The sequence below is a fragment of the Streptomyces sp. NPDC045701 genome (assembly GCF_056432045.1).
The window spans coordinates 42,350-62,009 of the sequence record NZ_JBWKJV010000013.1; the positions used below are offsets into that span (position 1 = coordinate 42,350).

Below are 19,660 nucleotides of genomic sequence, written 5' to 3' on the forward strand. Positions count from 1 at the left end.
CCATTACCATCAGCGCCCATGGGGGGCCACGGGCTCATACGCATCGCGCGTCCCACGGCGCTGGTCGGCGCCGTGGCGACGCTGCTCGCCGTGCTCTTCGTATGCCTCGCCCCGCACGGCGCCGGGGACGCCCGGGACGGCGGCCACCCGCGGGCGGTGGCGGCCGGGCACACGGCTGACGGGCACATGGTGGCCGGGCCCCCGGTCGAGAGGCACGTGGTGGCCGGGCACACAGCCGCCGGGCACATGGTCACCGCGTACGTGTGTCCGTACGACCGGGGCGACTGCGGGCTCTTCCCGTACCTGACCCCCGCCGTCCTCACCGCCCCGCCCCTCGACCCGCCGCCCCAGGCGGGCGACCTCGCGCGGGTGGCACCGCACCACCGGGCCGGCCCGCCCGCCACCGCCGCGCCGCGACCGCGCGCGCCGGACCTCCACGTCCTCCAGGTGCTGCGGACCTAGGCGGCCCGCCGCAGTTCCGAGAAGCGACCACACCACCTCCGCTCCCCCACGAAGGAAGACCACCATGGCTGCCAACCGATCGTCCACCGCCGACCGCCGTGCCCGAATAGAGCAGATGCGGCGCGCGGAGCAGGCGCGCGAGCGCCGCAACCGCGTCATCACCATCTCCGTCAGCGCCCTCGTCGTCGCCGGCCTCGTGGGCTTCGGCGGATACGTGCTGAACAAGGAGAACAAGGAGCAGGAGCAGCGGCAGGCGGCGGCCAAGGCGCCCATCACGGACGAGAAGTCCTGGGACGCCAAGAAGCTGGGCCGCAACCACGTGACCAAGCCCGTGACGTACCCGATGAAGCCCCCGGTCGGCGGTGACCACGACCAGGTGTGGCTGAACTGCGACCGGAACGTCTACAAGAAGCCGGTTCCCGAGCGGAACGCGGTGCACTCGCTGGAGCACGGCGCGGTGTGGGTGACGTACAACGACAAGGCTCCCGCCGGTGACGTGAAGAAGCTGGAGGAGAAGGTCGGCAAGACCTCGTACTCCTTCATGAGCCCGGTCAAGGAGCAGTCGGGCGCCATCATGCTGAGCGCCTGGGGCAAGCAGGTCACCGTCGACGGGGCCGACGACCCGCGGGTGGACGCCTTCTTCAGCAAGTACGTGCAGGGTCCGCAGACGCCCGAGCCGGGCGCGGCGTGCACCAACGGGCTGGCCGCGCAGTGACGCGTACGCAGTGGGCGGCGGTCACCGCGGTGGTGCTCGCGCTGCTCTTCGCCGGGGCGGCGACCGTCGCGTCGGCGGGCCCCGGGGAGGCGGCCGGTGGCGCCGCCTCCGCGCCTGCGGTGGACTCCGCGGACGCCGGGTTCGCGCGGGACATGTCGGTTCACCATCAGCAGGCGGTGGAGATGTCGTTCATCGTGCGGGACCGCACGAAGGACGAGGAGGTGCGCCGGCTGGCGTACGACATCGCCAACACCCAGGCCAACCAGCGCGGCATGATGCTGGGCTGGCTGGACATGTGGGGCCTGCCGAAGGTGGCGCCGGGCATCGAGCCGATGGCCTGGATGGGCATGCCGTCCCACGGCTCGGGCCACTCCGGCGCGCTGATGCCGGGCATGGCCACGGCGGCCCAGCTGGACCGGCTGCGGGCGGCGGACGGGCGGCAGGCGGAGGTCCTGTACCTGCGCCTGATGACCGAGCACCACAGGGGCGGGGTGCACATGGCGCGGGGCTGCGTCGACGCCTGCCGGCCCGGTGTGCAGCGGGACCTGGCGCAGGGGATGGTCGACGCCCAGGAGTCGGAGATCCTGCTGATGGCCGACCTGCTGAAGGCGCGCGGCGCCACGCCGTAGCGGTCACCGCCGGTGCCGCGTACGGCCGCCCGGGACGTCCCGGGCGGCCGTACGGGGGTGCAGCGGTCGCGGGGTGGCGGGGGCGCGATGAGAATGGAGGCGCTCGGGGACCGACGTACGGCGCTCTATGGCGTTTCCGGAGGCAACGAACCCCATGACCACCGCCAAGGACATCATGCACCCCGGAGCCGAGTGGCTCCCCGCACACGAGACCCTCGACCGTGCCGCGCAGATGATGCGCGACCTCGATGTGGGCGCGCTGCCCATCGCGGACGAGAACGAACGTCTCTGCGGCATCCTCACCGACCGCGACATCGTCGTCGGCTGTGTGGCCCAGGGCCACGACCCGTCGCGGGTCACGGCGGGTGACATGGCGAAGGGCACGCCGCGCTGGATCGAAGCGAACGCGGACGTGGAGGAAGTGCTGCGCGAGATGAAGAACCACCGGATCCGCCGGATCCCGGTCATCGAGAACAAGCGGCTGGTCGGCATGATCAGCGAGGCCGACCTGGCCCGCCACCTGTCGGACGCGCAGGTCGCCGGCTGGGCGGAGAAGGTCTACGAGCACCGGCGCTGACCGCCGCTTCTTCCGGTGTGCCGGGGGCGTGACGCGTACGCCGCGTCGCGCCCCTCGCGCGTACCGGGTGCACCGCGCCCGCCCCCGGGCGCCTACGGGTCCAGGATCGCGGCGGCGAGGGCCTCCGGGGCGTCCAGCATCATCAGGTGGCCGGTGCCGGGGACGGATCGGAACCGGCCGCCGAGCAGGTCGGCGAGGGCCCGCTGGCGGTCCGTCCACCGCCGGGACGCGGGCGCGGCGAGCACGGTGACCGGGAGGCCCCGCGGGAGGGGCCGGCGCTCGCGGAGGGCGAGGAGTCCGGCGGCGACGGCCAGGTAGTGGGCGTTCTCCAGGAGGGCGCCCCGCAGTACCCGGGAGGTCGCGTAGCAGCGGCGCACCAGCGCGGCGGGGGCGGGGTCCGGGGCGCACCCCGGGCGGGAGAGGCGGACCGCGGCGCGGCGGGTGAGCGGACCGAGCGCGGCGGGCGCCCCGGTGGCGCGGAGCGCGGCGGCGGCGGCGTGCGCGAGGGCGGTGCGGACGGCGGGGGCGGCGGGCGGCCTGGCGCCCTCCTCGACGGACGCGTCGGCCAGGACGACACCGGCGGCGCGCTCCGGGTGGAGCCGGGCGAACGCCTCGGCGTGGAACCCGGCGATGGAGTGCCCGACGACGGTCGCGGGCCCGTGGAGCCCGAGCGCGTCGAGGAGGCCCGCGATCCGGTGCGCCTCGCCGGCCGCGGTCGGCGCCGCGGCGGCGGGGCCGCTCAGGCCGTGGCCGGGCCGGTCGAAGCGGACGACCGTGCGGTGCGGGGCCAGCAGCGGGACGACGGGGTCCCAGTCGAACCAGCTCATGGCGAGCCCGGCGCTGAGTACGCACACCGGGCCGTCGCCCTCGACGACCACGTGGTGGGGGACCGTCCCGACGCGTACGAAGTCCGGCCGCGCGAAGCCCATCCGTGTTCCCCTCGCCGTCGCGGTCCTCGGGGCGCCAGCCTGTCACGACCGGTGTGCGGCACACCTCAGGGGCATCGCGTCGCTCTGACGATTACACTGGCCGGGTGCCTCAACTACGTCTCGCCCTGAATCAGATCGACTCGACCGTCGGCGATCTCGCCGCGAACGCCGAGGCGGTCGTCCACTGGACCCGGCACTCCGCCGAGCAGGGAGCGCACCTGGTCGCGTTCCCCGAGATGGTGCTGACCGGCTACCCCGTCGAGGACCTGGCCCTGCGGTCGTCCTTCGTCGAGGCGTCCCGCGACGCGCTGCGGGCGCTGGCCGCGCGCCTCGCCGAGGAGGGCTTCGGTCAGCTCCCGGTGATCGTCGGCTACCTGGACCGCTCGGAGAAGGCCCAGCCCCGGTACGGCCAGCCCGCCGGCGCGCCGCGCAACGCCGCCGCGGTGCTGTACGGCGGTGAGGTGGTGCTGTCGTTCGCCAAGCACCACCTGCCGAACTACGGGGTCTTCGACGAGTTCCGGTACTTCGTGCCCGGTGACACGCTGCCGGTCGTCCGGGTCCGCGGGGTGGATGTCGCGCTCGCCATCTGCGAGGACCTGTGGCAGGAGGGGGGCCGCGTCCCGGCCGCCCGCAGCGCGCACGCGGGCCTGCTGGTGTCGATCAACGCCTCGCCGTACGAGCGGAACAAGGACGACGTCCGCCTGGAGCTGGTGCGCAAGCGCGCCCAGGAGGCCGGGTGCACCCTGGCCTACCTGGCGATGATCGGCGGTCAGGACGAGCTGGTCTTCGACGGCGACTCGATCGTGGTGGACAAGGACGGTGAGGTCGTCGCGCGGGCGCCGCAGTTCGCCGAGGGCAGCGTGGTGCTGGACCTCGACCTGCCGGCCGCCTCCGCCGACGCGCCGACGGGCGTGGTCGACGACGGGCTGACCATCCACCGGGTGGTCCTGTCGGAGGAGCCGCTGCCGGCGTACGAGCCGGAGCTGACCGGCGGGTACGCGGAGCGGCTGGACGACGACGAGGAGGTCTACACCGCGCTGGTGGTGGGGCTGCGCGCGTACGCCGCGAAGAACGGTTTCCGCTCGGTGCTGATCGGTCTGTCCGGCGGTATCGACTCGGCGCTGGTCGCGGCGATCGCCTGTGACGCGCTGGGCGCGCGGAACGTGTACGGCGTGTCGATGCCGTCCAAGTACAGCTCCGACCACTCCAAGGGCGACGCGGCGGAGCTGGCCCGCCGCACGGGGCTGAACTTCCGTACCGTGCCGATCGAGCCGATGTTCGACGCGTACATGGGCTCGCTGGGTCTGACGGGGCTCGCGGAGGAGAACCTCCAGTCGCGGTTGCGCGGCACGATGCTGATGGCGATCTCCAACCAGGAGGGCCACATCGTGCTCGCGCCGGGCAACAAGTCCGAGCTGGCGGTGGGCTACTCGACGCTGTACGGCGACTCGGTCGGCGCGTACGGGCCGATCAAGGACGTGTACAAGACGACGGTCTTCCGCCTCGCGCGGTGGCGCAACCGGGCGGCCGAGGAGCGGGGCCAGACCCCGCCGATCCCGGAGAGCTCCATCTCCAAGCCGCCGAGCGCCGAGCTGCGCCCCGGCCAGGTCGACACCGACTCGCTGCCGGACTACGACGTCCTGGACCGGATCCTGGAGCTGTACGTCGACCGCGACCAGGGGAAGGACGCGATCGTCGCCGCCGGGTTCGACGAGGAGCTGGTGACGCGGACGCTGCGGCTGGTGGACACGGCGGAGTACAAGCGGCGCCAGTACCCGCCGGGCACCAAGATCTCGGCCAAGGGCTTCGGCAAGGACCGGCGCCTGCCGATCACGAACCGCTGGCGCGAGACGACGGCGAACTGACACCCGGCCCGGTGAGGGGGCTTCCCGCGACGACGCGGGAGGCCCCCTTCGCCGTACGGTCCAGGAGCCCGGCCGTGACGGCGATCGCCAGGCCGGCCACCGCCAGGGCCGCGCCGACCAGCGTCGGCGAGGTCCAGCCCCAGCCGGCGGCGATGGCCGTGCCGCCGAGCCAGGCGCCGCCCGCGTTGGCGAGGTTGAACGCCGAGTGGTTGGAGGCGGACGCCAGGGTGGGGGCGTGCCGGGCCTTGTCCATGACCAGCATCTGGAGCGGGGTGGTGGTCATGAAGCCGACCGCGCCGAGCAGGACGACCAGGACCGGGGCGGCCCACGGGATGTGCATGGTGAGGCGGAACGCGACCAGGACGAGCGCGAGCGCGGCGAGCGACCCGTACAGCGTGGGCCGCAGGGCCCGGTCGGTGAGCGGGCCGGCCACGAGGGCGCCGAGGGTCATCCCGATGCCGAAGAGGGCGAGGACCAGGGTGACGGCCGACTCGCCGAAGCCCATGACCTCGGTGGTCATCGAGGCGAGGTACGAGTAGACGGCGAAGACGCCCGCGAAGCCGAAGACGGCCGTCAGCAGCCCCAGCAGCACCTGCCGGTCGCCCAGCGCCCGCAGCTCGCGGCCCAGGCTCTGGCGCTCGTCGACGGGTACGTGCGGGACGAGCCGGGCGAGCGCGGCCATGGCGGCCAGGCCGATCGCCGTGACGACCAGGAAGGTGGCGCGCCAGCCGAGGTGCTGGCCGAGCAGGGTCGCGGCGGGTACGCCCACGATGTTGGCGACGGTCAGGCCGAGAAACATCGTGGCGACCGCGCGCGCCTGCCGGCCCTCGCGCACCAGGCGGGCGGCGACGACCGCGCCGACGCCGAAGAACGCGCCGTGCGGCAGCCCGGCCAGGACGCGCGCGCCGAGGAGGGTGCCGAAGCCGGGCGCGAGGGCGGAGGCGAGGTTGCCGACGGTGAACAGCGCCATCAGCAGCAGGAGCATCCGCTTGCGCGGGATCCGGGAGCCGAGGGCGGTGAGCAGCGGGGCGCCGACGACGACGCCGATCGCGTACGCCGAGACCAGGTACCCGGCGGTGGGGACGGAGGTGTGCAGGTCGTCCGCGACGTTGGGCAGCAGGCCCATCATCACGAACTCGGTGGTGCCGATGCCGAAGGCGGCTATGGCCAGGGCGAGCAACGCCAGGGGCATGGAGCGGTGCCTTTCGTGACGCGAGGCGATTAAGTTCCCTATCGGAACAAATGCTCTCACGCCGTTTGTTCCCCGAAGTGAACGCGGCATTGCCGCCCCGTGTCGGAGGCCGGTGGTCAGAGCGTGACGCGCGCCGCGATCGGCAGGTGGTCGCTGTCCGTCGCCGGGAGCGTCCACGACGCCACCGGCTCGACGCCCTTCACCATGATCTGGTCGATCCGCGCCAGCGGGAAGGCGGCCGGCCAGCTGAAGCCCATGCCGTCCCCGGCTGCGCCCTGCGTGGAACGCATCTGGGAGGTGACGGCGTTCAGCGACCGGTCGTTCATCGTGCCGTTGAGGTCCCCGAGCAGGATCACCCTGCCCAGCTTCTCGCGGACGATCGCCTCGCCCAGCGCGTCGGCGCTGTCGTCGCGCTGGTTGGCGGTGAACCCCGCGTTCAGCTTGACCCGCACGGACGGCAGGTGGGCGACGTAGACGGCGACCTCGCCCTGCGGCGCGGTGACGGTGGCGCGCATCGCCCGCGTCCAGCCCAGCCGGATGTCCACGGGGCGGCTGTCGGCCATCGGGTGCTTGCTCCACAGGCCCACCGTGCCCTGGACGGAGTGGTACGGGTACGTGTCGGCGAGCGCCTGCTCGTACACCGGGACCATGCCGGGCTTGAGCTCCTCCAGGGCCACGACGTCCGCCCCGGACCCGGCGATCCGGCGGGCGGTGCCCTCGGGGTCGGGGTTGTCGGCGTTGACGTTGTGCGAGACGACCATGAGGTCGCCGCCGGCGCCCGACTTGTCGGTGGCCAGCCCGCCGAAGAAGTGGAGCCACAGCACCCCCGGCAGCAGGGCGGCGATCAGCGCGGTGGCCGAACGCCGCACCACCGCGGCCACGGCGATCACCGGGACGAAGACCCCGAGCCACGGCAGGAACGTCTCCGTCAGGCTGCCCAGGTTGCCGATCTTGTTCGGGATCTGGGCGTGGAAGACCATCAGCAGCGCGAGGAGCACGGCGCAGACCGCGAGGAACGTGCCCCGGCGCCAGACACCGGGATCGTGGCGCCAGCGGTCGAGCACCGACCGGACCCGGGATCCGGTGCGCCGTTGCTCCCGCGCGCCGCCGTTCCCCGTCTCCGTCACGTCCACCCGCGCCATGCCGCCGTCCTCACTGCCTTGCTCGTCGTGCTCCGTCGTACGTCCCGCCCCGTCCGACCCTAGGGGATCACGGGACGGCCGTACTGCCACGAGGACGAAGAGGCGCCGCCGCGGGTTCCGGGGGTTGCGGCCGGAGCGCGAGCTGTGACAGAACGCGCACAAACGGGCCCGGCCGCCGCGCCGCCGGAGATGGCCGCCGCCCCACTTCCCCCCACACGGCACGAAGTGCCACCATGGACGTGGTCCGGGGACGCCGTGAGGGCGCCTCGAGATGACGAAGGAGCCGTTTCAATGACGCTTCAGGCTGCCCCGAAGCAGCCCGCCGACAGCGCCAAGGCGCTGTACGGCGGCAAGGGAACCCGCCGCATCACCGTGCTCGACCTCGCCGCCGCCAAGGAGCGCGGCGAGAAGTGGCCGATGCTCACCGCCTACGACGCGATGACCGCCTCCGTCTTCGACGAGGCCGGTATCCCGGTGATCCTGGTCGGCGACTCGATGGGCAACTGCCACCTCGGCTACGACACCACCGTGCCCGTCACGATGGACGAGATGACCCTGCTGTCCGCCGCCGTCGTACGGGGCACCAGGCGTGCCCTGGTCGTCGGCGACCTGCCGTTCGGCTCGTACCAGGAGGGCCCCGTGCAGGCCCTGCGCTCGGCCACCCGTCTGGTCAAGGAGGCGGGCGTCGGCGCGATCAAGCTGGAGGGCGGCGAGCGCTCGCTGCCGCAGACCGAGACGCTGGTCCAGGCCGGCATCCCGGTGATGTCGCACCTGGGCCTCACCCCGCAGTCCGTCAACACCATGGGCTACCGGGTGCAGGGCCGCGGCGACGAGGCCGCGCACCGGCTGCTGCGCGACGCCAAGGCCGCGCAGGACGCGGGTGCCTTCGCGGTGGTGCTGGAGCTCGTCCCGGCCGAACTGGCCGCCGAGGTCACCCGGTCCCTGCACATCCCGACCATCGGCATCGGCGCGGGGCCCGACACCGACGCGCAGGTCCTCGTGTGGACCGACATGGCCGGCCTGACCGGCGGCAAGGTGCCGCGGTTCACCAAGCAGTACGCCGACCTGCGGCAGACGCTCGGTGACGCGGCGCGCGCGTTCGCCGGCGAGGTGGTCGGCGGAACGTTCCCGCAGGAGGAGCACACCTTCCACTAGCCACTCCCGGTACGGACGACGGCCCGCCGACATCCCCCATCGGCGGGCCGTCGGCGTTCCGGCCGCAGGCAAGGGCGACCCGCCCGTGTGCGGGCTGTCGGCGCGGGGAGCCGGGCGTACGCTGGAAGTGGACTCGGGGATCCCGCTCGCACCCCGCCGGGAGGCGGTAGACATGCCCGGAATCGTGCGCAAGAACTTCGACTCCGCGGACGAGACCCGGCCGTTCGAGGACGGCACGGGCCGGCTCGACCTGGTCAACACGGACAAGGGCCCGGTCGGCCGGGCCGTCTTCGAGCCGGGCTGGCAGTGGACCAAGCACGTCAAGCCCATCGCCGGCACCGACAGCTGCGAGGCGTCACACGCCTGCTACGTCATCAGCGGCCGACTGAAGATCGTCATGAACGACGGCACGGAGGACGAGGCAGGCCCCGGTGACTTCTTCGCCGTCGAGCCCGGCCACGACGCCTGGGTCATCGGCGACGAGCCGTGCGTCGTCGTCGACTGGGTCGGCTTCGGCAACTACGCCGTACCCGCCGGGTCCTCCTCCTGACCCGTAGGCGATCCGTCGGCGGTCCCCCGCCCGGTGTCGGTGAGATGTCGGTGGCGGCTGGTGCCATGAGGGCATGACACGATCCGACACCAACGCCGTCGAGGTACGAGGCCTCGTCAAGCACTACGGCGCCACCAAGGCAGTGGACGGGGTGGACCTCGACGTACGCCAGGGCACCGTCCTCGGCGTGCTCGGCCCGAACGGCGCCGGCAAGACCACCCTGGTCCGCTGCCTGTCCACCCTGATCGTCCCGGACGCCGGGACCGCCACGGTGGCCGGCTACGACGTCGTACGCCAGCCCCGCCAACTGCGCCGCACCATAGGGCTCACCGGACAGTACGCCTCCGTCGACGAGAAGCTGTCCGGCTGGGAGAACCTGTACATGATCGGGCGGCTGCTCGACCTGTCCCGCGAGGACGCGCGGCGCCGCGCCGACGAGATGCTGGAGCGGTTCTCGCTGACCGAGGCGGCCAAGCGCGCAGCCATGACGTACTCCGGCGGTATGCGCCGCCGCCTCGACCTGGCCGCCTCCATGATCGGCCGCCCCGCCGTCCTCTACCTGGACGAGCCGACCACCGGTCTGGACCCGCGGACCCGCAACGAGGTCTGGGACGAGGTCCAGCGGATGGTCACCGAGGGCGTGACCGTCCTGCTCACCACCCAGTACATGGAGGAGGCCGAGCGGCTGGCGCACGAGCTCACCGTGATCGACCGGGGGCGCGTCATCGCCGGCGGCCGCGTCGACGAGCTCAAGGCGAAGGTCGGCGGCCGCACCCTCAGGGTCCGGCCGGTCGATCCCGGCCACCTGCCCGCGATGGCCCGGGCGCTGGACGACAGCGGACTGACCGGCCCCGCGGGGGCGACGGTCGTCCCGGACGAGGGTCTGCTGAACGTACCGATCCTCAGCGACGAGCAACTCACCGCCGTCGTCGGGGTGCTGGCCGCGCGGGGCTTCGGCATCGCGCACATCGACACCCACCTGCCCAGCCTGGACGAGGTGTTCCTGGCCATCACCGGCGAGAGGACGTCCTCCGCCGGTTCCGACACGATCCCCGAGGAGGTCGCCGCATGAGCACGGTGACGACGACGGCGCCCTCCGAGGGGCGCATCGGCCCGCGGGCCAACGCCCGCCACATCGGCGCCCTGGTGCGCCGCAACGCCCTCCAGATCAAGCAGGATCCGGAGTCGATGTTCGACGCGGTCCTGATGCCGGTCATCTTCATCCTGCTGTTCGTGTACGTCTTCGGCGGCGCCATCGCCGGCAGGGGCAACCAGGAGGACTACGTCAACTACGTCACCCCGGGCCTGATGGCGATGATGGGCATCAACATCGCCATGGCCGTCGGGACCGGCGTCAACGACGACTTCAAGAAGGGCGTGATGGACCGGTTCCGGACGATGCCGATCGCCCGGTCGTCCGTCCTCCTCGCGAAGATCGTCGTCGAGGTCGGCCGGATGCTGATCGCCACCACGATCCTGCTCGGCATGGGCTTCCTGCTCGGCATGGAGATCAAGACCTCGGTGCTGGACCTGCTGGCGGCGGTCGGTCTGTCGGTGGTCTTCGGCGCCTCCCTGATGTGGATCTTCATCCTGCTGGGACTCACCATGAAGACCGCGCAGGCCGTCCAGGGGGTCGCCATGCTCGTGCTGATGCCGCTGCAGTTCGGTTCCTCGATCTTCGCCCCGCCGACGTCGATGCCCGGCTGGCTGAAGACGTTCACCGACTACAACCCGCTGTCCAACCTGGCCGACGCCGCCCGCAACCTGATCAACGGCGGGCCGGTCGCCCACTCGGTGTGGATGACGCTGGCCTGGGCGGCGGGCATCACGCTCGTCACCGCGCCGCTCGCGGTGGCCCGGTTCCGCAGGAAGACCTGACCGTCACCGCCCGTCCAGCAGGGCCGCGGCCTCCTCGACGGTGAGGGCGCCGCCCTCGGCCCACCCGGCGTCGAAGGCGGTGTCCCCCAGGGCCGCGCGGGCAGCCGCCTCGGCGTCCCTCAAACTCTCCCGCTCCATCGGGGTCCGTACGTACCCGGTCGGCAACGCGGCGGCGTGCGCCCCCAGCAGGAGCGCCGCCGTGCGCGCCCCGTCCGGGCAGCCGGGGCCGACCAGCGCGCGGGCGGCGGTGACCAGGTGGATCGCGGGCATGTGCGGGGCGATCATCCTCGACAGCGGCTCCTGGGAGTGCGCCAGGGCCCGTCTCACCCGGGCGAGGGCCGCGCCGTAGTGGCCGTCCAGGGTGTCGAGCCAGGCGTGGACACCGTGCGTGAAGCCCTGGAAGAGGGACAGGGCGCCGGGGCGGAACTCCTCGGACAGCTCGTCGAGTTGCTCTCGGGCCTCGCCGGTTCGGCCGGTGCGGCCCAGCCAGAGGGCGAGGAACAGCCGGGCCGCGGGCACCGCCTCGTGGCCGGCGGCGCGGCCCCGCGCGAGTACCTCGCGAAGGATCCGCTCGCCCTCCACGCCCCGGCCGGTCTGGTTCAGGGCCTCGGCGTACCGGACGCGCAGCAGCGCCATCTGGGCCTGGGCGCCGAGGCGTTCGGCGTGCTCGACGGCCGCCGCGTAGTCCTCGGCGGCACCCGTGCAGTCCCCCTGGCGTTCGCGGGCCTCACCGCGCGCGGACAGCGCCTCGGCCGCGCCCCAGGTGTCGCCGAGGCGGCGGAAGACCTTCAGGCTCTCGTCGGCGTCGCGGCTCGCGTCCCCCGCCCACTCGCTCCGGTTGGCCAGCACGTTGGCCCTCATCTGCAGGACATTGGCCAGCTCCCACTCGTAGCCGTATTCCCGGCACGCCTCGACGGTGTCGTCCAGCAGGCCGCGCAGGTCGTCGGCGTCGCCGGTGAGCAGCACGGCGTACCACCACAGGGTGCCGGGCATGCGGCACGTCTGCGGCAGTCCCGGGCGGTAGGCGCTCCTGATCCGGCGCGCCAGCTCCAGGCCCTCCGGGCTCGTCCAGCTGGCCGTCCGGTGGTCCATGCTGGCCAGTTGCACCAGGCGCACCCCGCGGCGGGCCTCCATGAGCTGGTCGTCGCTCATCGGTGGCGGGGCGTCGGTGCAGCGCTCGGTGAGCGGAGGGGCGGGGACGACGGGCGGGGCGAACGGGTCGGGGCCGAGCGCGGCAGCGGCGTCGGCCCAGTGCAGGGCGTCGGTGCGCAGGTCGCGCATGCTCCAGTACCAGACGAGCGACAGCACGAGGCACAGCGCCTCCTGCTCGTCGCGGGCGGCGACGGCGCGGCGCAGCGCGGTGCGGAGGTTCTCGTACTCCAGCTGGAAGCGGGCGAGCGCGGCGCGCTGGCCGGGGCCGCGCAGCTCGGGGTCGCCGGTACGGGCGAGCTCGCGGTAGTGGACGAGGTGGCGGCGTTCGGCGCCCGGCCGGTCCCCGGCCTCGTCGAGGCGCTCGGCGGCGTACTCGCCGACCGTCTCGAGGAGCCGGTAGCGCATGTCGCCGTCGGGGGTGGGGGCGGCGACGACGAGCGACTTGTCGACCAGGGAGGCGAGGGCGTCCAGGACGTCGGGGGTCTCCGGTCCGCCGCAGACGGCCTCGGCGGCGTCCAGGTCGCAGCCGCCGGAGAACACCGACAGCCGTCGCAGCACCGCCCGCTCGGGCCCGTCGAGCAGGTCCCACGACCAGTCGACGACCGCCCGCAGCGTCTGCTGGCGCGGCAGCACGGTGCGGCTGCCGCTGGTGAGGAGCCGGAAGCGGTCGTCGAGCCGGTCGGCGATCTGCCGCGGGGTGAGGGTACGGAGGCGGGCGGCGGCCAGCTCGATGGCCAGGGGCAGGCCGTCGAGGCGGCGGCAGATCTCGGCGCACGCCCCGGGGTCGGCGGCCACGTCGAAGTCCGGCCGGGCCGCCGCGCCGCGCTCGGCGAGCAGCCGCAGCGCCATCGGGTCGGGCAGCGGGTCGACGGGGCGTACCGTCTCGCCGGGGACGCCGAGGGGTTCGCGGCTGGTGGCCAGGACCGTGAGCCCGGGGCACTCCCCCAGGAGCCGCTCGGCGAGCGCGGCGGCGGCGGCCACGACGTGCTCGCAGTTGTCGAGCAGCAGCAGCATGCGGCGCCCGGAGCAGTGCTCGGCGAGCCGTACCAGGGCGTCGGCGTCCTCCCCGTGCCGTTCGGCCGCCCGCAGCTCCTCGGCGCCCGCGCCGCGCATGACGGTCTGGCGCGCCCCGAGGGCGGTGAGCACGGCGTCCGGTACGGCGTCGGGGTCGTCGACCGGGGCGAGCTCGGCCAGCCAGACGCCGTCGGGCCACGCCTCGCAGCCGCGTTCGGCGGCCTCCTGCGACAGCCGGGTCTTGCCCGCGCCGCCGGGTCCGAGGAGCGTCACCAGCCGGGCCCGTGCGAGGTCGTCGAGAACGGTCCCGATGTCCTCCTCCCGCCCCACGAAGCTGGTCAGTCGCGCGCGCAGGTTGCCGGGCCGCGCCGGCCTCGCCCGGGTCCCGGCCCCGGCGTTCCCGGCCCCGGTCCCGGTCCAGGCGTTCCCGTGCCCGGGGGCGGCGGGCGCGGGGGCGGGGGCGGCGGGCGCGGGGGCCGGGCGCGCGGCGGGCGCGGAAACCGGGAGGGACGCTCCGGCGAGCAGTTCGGCGTGGAGGGACCGCAGCTCGGGGCCCGGGTCGGTACCGAGCCGGGTGGCGAGGTGCCGGCGTACCGCCTCGTACGCCGCGAGCGCCTCGGCCGCGCGGCCGGCCGCCCGCAGGGCGCGCACGCGCAGCGCCTGGAGCTGCTCGTCCAGCGGTGACTCTCCGCACAGGGCCGCCAGTTCCGGCAGCGTCTCCTGCGGGCGGCCCAGGTCCAACAGGGCGGTGAGCCGGTCCCGGCGGGCCTCCAGGCGCCGGGCCTCCCAGCGGGCCGCCTCGGCCGCCCGGTCGGGCAGGTCAGCGAGCGGCGCGCCCCGCCACAGCGCCAGGGCGCCGTCCAGGGCGGTCACCGCCGCGGCCGGGTCGCCCTTCTCCCGGGCCCGCGCGCCCTCGGTGGCGAGCCGTGCGAAGCGGTGCAGGTCCACGTCGTCGGCGCCGGCGCCGAGCCGGTAGCCGCCGGGCGCCGACACCACCGCGTCCGGCCCGAGCGCCCGGCGCAGCCGGCCCACCAGGGCCTGCAGGGCGGCGTGGGCGTCGGCGGGCGGGGTACCCCGCCACACCTCGTCGATCAGGAGCCCGGTCGGCACGGTCCGCCCGGCGCGCAGCGCCAGCACGGTGAGCAGCGCGCGCAGCCGCGCCCCGCCCACCGGTACGGCGGAGCCGTCCGCGCGGTGGACCTGCGTGGGACCGAGTACGGAGATGCGCACCGCCCCATTCTCCTTCCCCCCGCCGCTCACGCCGCGTCCGGTACGGTCGACCGGTCCGCACCCGCCCGCCCGACCCACCAGGAGCCCAGCCCATGGCCACCGCCACCTCCCGCACCGCCGACCGGAGGATCAGTCCCGTCTTCCTCGGGATCGCCGCCGTCATGGCGGTCACCGGATGGGCGGTGTGGACGGGCTTCTCGGCCGACCTGGGCCTCGCCGTCTTCCTGTTCGTGACGTCCGGGTGGATCGTGTCGCTCTGCCTCCACGAGTACGCGCACGCCCGTACCGCCCTGCACGGCGGCGACATCAGCATCGGCGCGAAGGGCTACCTGACCCTCAACCCGCTGAAGTACACGCACGCGCTGCTGAGCATCGTGCTCCCGGTGGTGTTCGTGATCATGGGCGGCATCGGCCTGCCCGGCGGTGCCGTGTTCATCGAGCGCGACCGCATCCGGGGCCGGTGGAAGCACAGCCTGGTCTCGGCGGCCGGGCCGCTGACGAACGTCCTGTTCGCCGTCGTGTGCACCGCCCCGTTCTGGCTGGACGCGCTGGACGGCGTGCCGTTCGGCTTCCGGTTCGCCCTGGCGTTCCTGGCGCTGCTCCAGGTGACGGCCGCGATCCTGAACTTCCTCCCGGTGCCGGGCCTGGACGGTTACGGCGTGGTCGAGCCGTGGCTGTCGTACAAGGTGCGCCGCCAGGTGGAGCCGTTCGCCCCGTTCGGGCTGCTCGCGGTGTTCGCGCTGCTGTTCGTCCCGGAGGTCAACCACGCCTTCTTCGGGCTGGTCGACTCGGTGCTCCACGCGCTGGGGGTGCAGGACGCCGAGACGTACTGCGGGCAGGACCTGTACCGCTTCTGGCAGGAGCGCGACCCCGTCTGCGAGGAGATCGTCAGCCGGTGACGCGCTTCCCGCGGCGGTGGTAGTACCACGCCATGTTGGAGGAGACACCGGCCAGCAGCACCCAGACGACGCCCAGCCACGTGCCCTGGACGAAGGAGACCACCGCGGCGGCGACGGCGAGGACGCAGACGGCGAGGGCGTACAGCGCGAGGCGGTGCATGGGGGACGGCTCCTGTCCGGGTACGGCGTGAAACGTGCGGGTCCAGTGTCCCCCATGCGCCCGGGCCGTCAGACGTCGGTCACGCGCAGACCGGCGTGGACCTTGTAGCGGCGGTTGACCGAGATCAGGTTGGCGACCAGCGACTCCACCTGGTGGGCGTTGCGCAGCCGGCCGGCGAAGACGCCCCGCATGCCGGGGATCCGGCCGGCGAGGGCCTGGACGATGTCGGTGTCGGCGCGCTGCTCGCCCAGCACCATCACGTCCGTGTCGATCCGCTCCACCGACTCGTCCTGGAGCAGGACGGCCGACAGGTGGTGGAAGGCGGCCGTGACCCGCGAGTCGGGCAGCAGGGCGGCGGCCTGCTCGGCGGCGCTGCCCTCCTCCGGCTTCAGCGCGTAGGCGCCCCGCTTGTCGAACCCGAGGGGGTTCACGCAGTCGACGACGAGCTTGCCGCGCAGTTCCTCGCGCAGCGCCTCCAAGGTCGCGGCGTGCCCGTCCCACGGCACGGCGACGATCACGATGTCGCTGCGCCGCGCGCACTCGGCGTTGTCGGCGCCCTCGACGCCCGCTCCCAGCTCGGCGGCGGCGGCCTCGGCGCGCTCGGCGGCCCGCGAGCCGATGATCACCTTCTGGCCTGCGCGGGCGAAGCGGAGGGCGAGGCCGCGGCCCTGGTCGCCGGTGCCGCCGAGGACACCGACGACGAGCCCGGAGACGTCGGGGAGGTCGTACGGATCAGTAGTCATGGTCCCGACATTACGTGGCGGGCCCCCGTCCGGGTGACGCGACGCCGAACGCCCGCGCGGCACCCCGGGAAGGGGGCACCATACGGCGCCATGGATGCCGTACGTGTCGCGTTGCTGCGCGAGGTGCTGGACGGTACGGAGTGGCCCGCCGCGGCCCGCCGGTTCGCCGGGGTGCTGCGCTCCTCGGTGGTGCCGCAGGGCGGCGGGCTGCTGCTGGTGGGCACGGAGCGGTACGAGCCGTGGCACCTGGCTGCGCACCTGGTGGACGAGGCCGCCTGGTCGGGGCGGCCGGAGCTGGCGCCCACGCTGGTGCGGCACCGGGCGCGGCCGGCCGACCCGGCGCACCTGGCGGTGGGCCTCGGACGGCTGGAGGCGGCCGGGCGGGGCGAGACGCTGCTGGTGGTGGCGCCGGAGCGGCCGGACGGCGGCCTGCTGGAACGGGTGCACGACGCGCGGCGGGCGGGCGCGACGGTGCTGTCGCTGGACGGCGGGGACCGGGAGGTGCACGGGCTGGCACACGAGGCGCTGACGGTGACGGAGGCGGACGACGTGGACCTCGACATGGTGCAGCACCTGGTGAGCGCGGCGGCCGGCGAGAACACCCTGCCGGCCGCCCGGCCGGGCCGCCGCCGCTTCAGGGACCGGCTGGCTCGCCTGACCGACCACCTGACGGCCCCGCCGCCGCCGCGCTGGTAGCCCGGCCCCGGCCCCGGCGCCCCGCCCCGCCCGGCGAGCGCCGGGTGCCCCACCGGGCCCGGCCGTCCGAGGGGGCGGGGAGGAGCGTCAGGGTGTGTCGTCCTTGGGGGCGTCGTGCCATTTGGGGTCGGTCTCCCACTGGAGGTTCCGGTCCCGGGCGGTCTCCATGGCGTGGGCCGCCTCCTCACGCGTCGCGTACGGACCGAAGCGGTCCGCGGCGCGGCACTCGGGGCCCTCCTCGACCTTCCCGTGCTTCAGGCAGTAGTACCACTCGCCCGGCTTCCCGGCGGTGTGCTTCTTGAACAGGGCCATCTCGGCTCCTTCCTCTGTCGCAAGGGTGCCCCCGCGACGCCTGGTTAGACTCGCTGGCATGTCTGGCCAGTCGCTGCTCGTACCAGGGGAACTCTCCCCCACCCGTTCCGTTCCCGGATCCATCCGCCGCCCCGAGTACGTGGGCAAGCCCGCCCCGACGCCGTACACCGGCCCGGAGGTCCAGGACGCCGACACCATCGAGCGGATGCGGATCGCGGGCCGCATCGCCGCCCGGGCGATGGAGGAGGCCGCCAAGCACATCGCGCCGGGCGTGACCACGGACGAGCTGGACCGGGTAGCGCACGAGTACATGTGCGACCACGGCGCCTACCCGTCGACGCTCGGCTACCGCGGGTTCCCGAAGTCCCTGTGCTCCTCGGTCAACGAGGTGATCTGCCACGGCATCCCCGACTCGACCGTGCTGCGCGACGGCGACATCGTGAACCTGGACGTGACGGCGTACATCAACGGCGTCCACGGCGACAACAACGCCACCTACCTCTGCGGCGACGTGGACGAGGAGTCCCGGCTGCTCGTGGAGCGGACCCGCGAGTCGCTCAACCGGGCGATCAAGGCGGTCAGGCCGGGACGCCAGATCAACGTCATCGGGCGGGTCATCGAGTCGTACGCCAAGCGTTTCGGCTACGGGGTGGTGCGGGACTTCACCGGCCACGGGATCAACTCGTCGTTCCACTCCGGGCTGATCATCCCGCACTACGACTCCCCGCACGCGACGACGGTCATCCAGCCCGGCATGACGTTCACGATCGAGCCGATGCTGACGCTCGGGACCCACGAGTACGACATGTGGGACGACGGCTGGACCGTCGTGACGAAGGACCGCAGGCGCACCGCGCAGTTCGAGCACACCCTCGTGGTCACGGAGACGGGTGCCGAGATCCTGACGTTGCCCTGACGCTCCGAGTGGGTACGGTCTTACCGACAGACCGTCGGGAACCGGTTGACTCGGGCGCACCCGAGCCGGAAGATCGGCGGTAGTGGCGGTTCCGGCCGCCACCTCCCGTCCCCACGGCCCCGGAGGCCCGCCTTGGACGTACGCGGCACCGCCACCCCGTTCTCGACGCTCATCCGCACCGCTTCCCACCAGCAGCACACCGAGGCGGAGAATTCGACCTTCATGAGCGACCTGCTCGGCGGGCGGCTCGGCGTGGACGCCTACGCCCGCTACACGGAGCAGTTGTGGTTCGTGTACCGGGCCCTGGAGGGCGCCGCCGACGCGCTGCGGGACGACCCGGTCGCGGGGCCGTTCGTCCAGCCGGAGCTGTTCCGCACCGCCGAGCTGGAGCGGGACCTCGCGCACCTGCGCGGCACCGGGTGGCGTACCGCCCTCGCCCCGCTGCCCGCCACCGCCGCCTACGCCGCCCGGGTCGAGGAGTGCGCCCGCACCTGGCCCGCCGGCTACGTGGCGCACCACTACACGCGGTACCTGGGCGACCTGTCCGGCGGCCAGATCATCCGCGACAGGGCCGAGCGGACGTGGGGCTTCGCCCGCAAGGGCGACGGCGTCCGGTTCTACGTCTTCGAGCGGATCACCAACCCGGCCGCGTTCAAGCGGGCCTACCGCGAGCTGCTGGACCGGGTGGACGCGGACGACCTGGAGAAGCAGCGGATCGTCGACGAGTGCCGGCGTGCCTTCGACTTCAACGGCGCGGTGTTCCGTCAGCTCGCGGAGGAGTTCCCGCTCAGCGCCTGACCTCCCGTACGCGCCCGCCGAGTTCGATGGTGCCGTCGGGGCCGGGGGCGGTCAGCAGCTGCGAGCCCCGGCCCTGGACGATGTTCAGCGCCCGCCCCAGCCGTGCGGTGAGCAGCAGCGCGGCGGCGCCGGTCGCCTCGTCCTCGTCGATGCCGTCGCCCCGCCCGGGGAAGGCCCGGGCCCGGACCCGGCCGGCCGCCTCGTCCTCCCAGGCCCACGCGTACACCCACTCGCCGGGGGGCGGCACGTCCAGCGCGTCCACCTCGCCCGCCGAGGCGTACCGGCGCAGCGTCCGGGGCGGCGCCCACTCGGCGCGGGCGGTGATCCAGGTGAACTCGCCGTCGTGCCGGGCCCACACCTCGCCCGCCGGCGGGTTGAGCACCTCCAGGTCGAGCAGCCAGGCGGTGCCCACGAGGGGATGCCCGGCGAAGGGCAGCCGCACGCCGGGCGTGTAGATGTCGACGACCCCGCGCTCGGGGTCGTCGACGAACACGGTCTCGCTGAAACCCAGCTGCTTGGCGAACGCCTGCCGGGACGCCTCGTCGGGGTGGGACCGTCCGTCGCGCACGACGCCGAGGGGGTTGCCGTGGCGGCCGTCACCCCCGCAGAAGACGGCGACCACGTCATATGCGGTGTTCACCCGGGC

21 protein-coding genes are annotated in these 19,660 nt (G+C 73.7%); 13 read left to right on the plus strand and 8 right to left on the minus strand.

Going from position 1 to position 19,660, the window contains the following annotated elements; translation table 11 throughout:
• Positions 1-18 precede the first annotated feature (18 nt).
• From AC07DW_RS16580 to AC07DW_RS16595, 4 genes are all read left to right on the plus strand, one after another.
• Positions 19-462: a hypothetical protein gene (locus tag AC07DW_RS16580; protein ID WP_478858367.1), complete on the plus strand. Its 444-nt coding sequence runs from the start codon at positions 19-21 to the stop codon at positions 460-462.
• Between the two features lie 64 nt (positions 463-526).
• Positions 527-1,177: a DUF3105 domain-containing protein gene (locus AC07DW_RS16585; RefSeq protein ID WP_478858368.1), complete on the plus strand. Its 651-nt coding sequence runs from the start codon at positions 527-529 to the stop codon at positions 1,175-1,177.
• The gene (locus AC07DW_RS16590) at positions 1,174-1,806 is read left to right on the plus strand and encodes a DUF305 domain-containing protein (protein WP_478858369.1); all 633 of its coding nucleotides are present in this window, start codon (positions 1,174-1,176) and stop codon (positions 1,804-1,806) included. Before AC07DW_RS16585 ends, AC07DW_RS16590 begins: the two co-directional genes overlap by 4 nt.
• A gap of 154 nt (positions 1,807-1,960) precedes the next feature.
• On the plus strand, positions 1,961-2,383 hold the full coding sequence (locus AC07DW_RS16595; protein WP_336318290.1) for a CBS domain-containing protein: 423 nt from the start codon (positions 1,961-1,963) through the stop codon (positions 2,381-2,383).
• A gap of 92 nt (positions 2,384-2,475) precedes the next feature.
• Here AC07DW_RS16595 and AC07DW_RS16600 read toward each other — a convergent pair whose 3' ends face one another.
• Positions 2,476-3,312: an alpha/beta fold hydrolase gene (locus AC07DW_RS16600; protein WP_478858370.1), complete on the minus strand. Its 837-nt coding sequence runs from the start codon at positions 3,310-3,312 to the stop codon at positions 2,476-2,478.
• Between the two features lie 104 nt (positions 3,313-3,416).
• On the opposite strand from AC07DW_RS16600, the gene AC07DW_RS16605 reads away from it, so the two are divergent.
• Entirely contained in the window at positions 3,417-5,177 is a 1,761-nt protein-coding gene (locus AC07DW_RS16605; protein WP_478858371.1) for an NAD+ synthase, read from the plus strand.
• Here AC07DW_RS16605 and AC07DW_RS16610 read toward each other — a convergent pair.
• On the minus strand, positions 5,143-6,369 hold the full coding sequence (locus AC07DW_RS16610) for an MFS transporter (protein ID WP_478858372.1): 1,227 nt from the start codon (positions 6,367-6,369) through the stop codon (positions 5,143-5,145). The genes AC07DW_RS16605 and AC07DW_RS16610 overlap by 35 nt on opposite strands.
• Before the next feature lie 116 nt (positions 6,370-6,485).
• Positions 6,486-7,511 carry an endonuclease/exonuclease/phosphatase family protein gene (locus AC07DW_RS16615; RefSeq protein ID WP_478858373.1) on the minus strand — a complete coding sequence of 342 codons (1,026 nt, stop codon included), beginning with the start codon at positions 7,509-7,511 and terminating at the stop codon, positions 6,486-6,488.
• Positions 7,512-7,802: 291 nt separating this feature from the next.
• Between AC07DW_RS16615 and panB the strand changes: the two genes are divergently transcribed.
• The 4 genes from panB to AC07DW_RS16635 all read left to right on the plus strand — a co-directional run bounded on the left by panB (position 7,803) and on the right by AC07DW_RS16635 (position 11,094).
• Positions 7,803-8,666, plus strand: coding sequence for a 3-methyl-2-oxobutanoate hydroxymethyltransferase (panB, locus tag AC07DW_RS16620; protein ID WP_478858374.1), 864 nt, complete (start codon positions 7,803-7,805; stop codon positions 8,664-8,666).
• Positions 8,667-8,838: 172 nt separating this feature from the next.
• Complete coding sequence (locus AC07DW_RS16625; protein WP_478858375.1) at positions 8,839-9,216, plus strand: cupin domain-containing protein; 378 nt, start codon at positions 8,839-8,841, stop codon at positions 9,214-9,216.
• 73 nt (positions 9,217-9,289) lie between these two features.
• The gene (locus AC07DW_RS16630) at positions 9,290-10,288 is read left to right on the plus strand and encodes an ATP-binding cassette domain-containing protein (protein WP_478858376.1); all 999 of its coding nucleotides are present in this window, start codon (positions 9,290-9,292) and stop codon (positions 10,286-10,288) included.
• Positions 10,285-11,094 (plus strand): ABC transporter permease, encoded by an 810-nt coding sequence (locus AC07DW_RS16635; protein ID WP_478858377.1) that lies wholly within the window; start codon positions 10,285-10,287, stop codon positions 11,092-11,094. Before AC07DW_RS16630 ends, AC07DW_RS16635 begins: the two co-directional genes overlap by 4 nt.
• A gap of 3 nt (positions 11,095-11,097) precedes the next feature.
• On the opposite strand, the gene AC07DW_RS16640 is transcribed toward AC07DW_RS16635, so the two are convergent.
• Positions 11,098-14,490 carry an AfsR/SARP family transcriptional regulator gene (locus AC07DW_RS16640; protein ID WP_478858378.1) on the minus strand — a complete coding sequence of 1,131 codons (3,393 nt, stop codon included), beginning with the start codon at positions 14,488-14,490 and terminating at the stop codon, positions 11,098-11,100.
• Between the two features lie 92 nt (positions 14,491-14,582).
• Between AC07DW_RS16640 and AC07DW_RS16645 the strand changes: the two genes are divergently transcribed.
• Complete coding sequence (locus AC07DW_RS16645) at positions 14,583-15,389, plus strand: site-2 protease family protein (RefSeq protein ID WP_478858379.1); 807 nt, start codon at positions 14,583-14,585, stop codon at positions 15,387-15,389.
• Here AC07DW_RS16645 and AC07DW_RS16650 read toward each other — a convergent pair.
• Together AC07DW_RS16650 and npdG are read right to left on the minus strand one after the other, a co-directional pair.
• Complete coding sequence (locus tag AC07DW_RS16650) at positions 15,379-15,549, minus strand: hypothetical protein (protein ID WP_478858380.1); 171 nt, start codon at positions 15,547-15,549, stop codon at positions 15,379-15,381. The two genes, AC07DW_RS16645 and AC07DW_RS16650, sit on opposite strands and share 11 nt — an antisense overlap.
• Before the next feature lie 68 nt (positions 15,550-15,617).
• Positions 15,618-16,292: an NADPH-dependent F420 reductase gene (npdG, locus tag AC07DW_RS16655; protein WP_478858381.1), complete on the minus strand. Its 675-nt coding sequence runs from the start codon at positions 16,290-16,292 to the stop codon at positions 15,618-15,620.
• A 90-nt stretch (positions 16,293-16,382) separates the two neighbouring features.
• Here npdG and AC07DW_RS16660 point away from each other — a divergent pair, with 90 nt between their 5' ends.
• Positions 16,383-16,988 carry a hypothetical protein gene (locus AC07DW_RS16660; protein WP_478858382.1) on the plus strand — a complete coding sequence of 202 codons (606 nt, stop codon included), beginning with the start codon at positions 16,383-16,385 and terminating at the stop codon, positions 16,986-16,988.
• Between the two features lie 87 nt (positions 16,989-17,075).
• On the opposite strand, the gene AC07DW_RS16665 is transcribed toward AC07DW_RS16660, so the two are convergent.
• Positions 17,076-17,300 carry a hypothetical protein gene (locus AC07DW_RS16665; RefSeq protein ID WP_478858383.1) on the minus strand — a complete coding sequence of 75 codons (225 nt, stop codon included), beginning with the start codon at positions 17,298-17,300 and terminating at the stop codon, positions 17,076-17,078.
• Positions 17,301-17,358: 58 nt separating this feature from the next.
• Here AC07DW_RS16665 and map point away from each other — a divergent pair, with 58 nt between their 5' ends.
• Both map and AC07DW_RS16675 read left to right on the plus strand, forming a co-directional pair.
• Entirely contained in the window at positions 17,359-18,216 is an 858-nt protein-coding gene (map, locus tag AC07DW_RS16670; protein WP_478858384.1) for a type I methionyl aminopeptidase, read from the plus strand.
• A 132-nt stretch (positions 18,217-18,348) separates the two neighbouring features.
• The gene (locus tag AC07DW_RS16675; protein WP_478858385.1) at positions 18,349-19,014 is read left to right on the plus strand and encodes a biliverdin-producing heme oxygenase; all 666 of its coding nucleotides are present in this window, start codon (positions 18,349-18,351) and stop codon (positions 19,012-19,014) included.
• Here the strand turns inward: AC07DW_RS16675 and AC07DW_RS16680 are convergent.
• Positions 19,004-19,654 carry a PhzF family phenazine biosynthesis protein gene (locus AC07DW_RS16680; protein WP_478858386.1) on the minus strand — a complete coding sequence of 217 codons (651 nt, stop codon included), beginning with the start codon at positions 19,652-19,654 and terminating at the stop codon, positions 19,004-19,006. The genes AC07DW_RS16675 and AC07DW_RS16680 overlap by 11 nt on opposite strands.
• Positions 19,655-19,660: the final 6 nt, after the last annotated feature.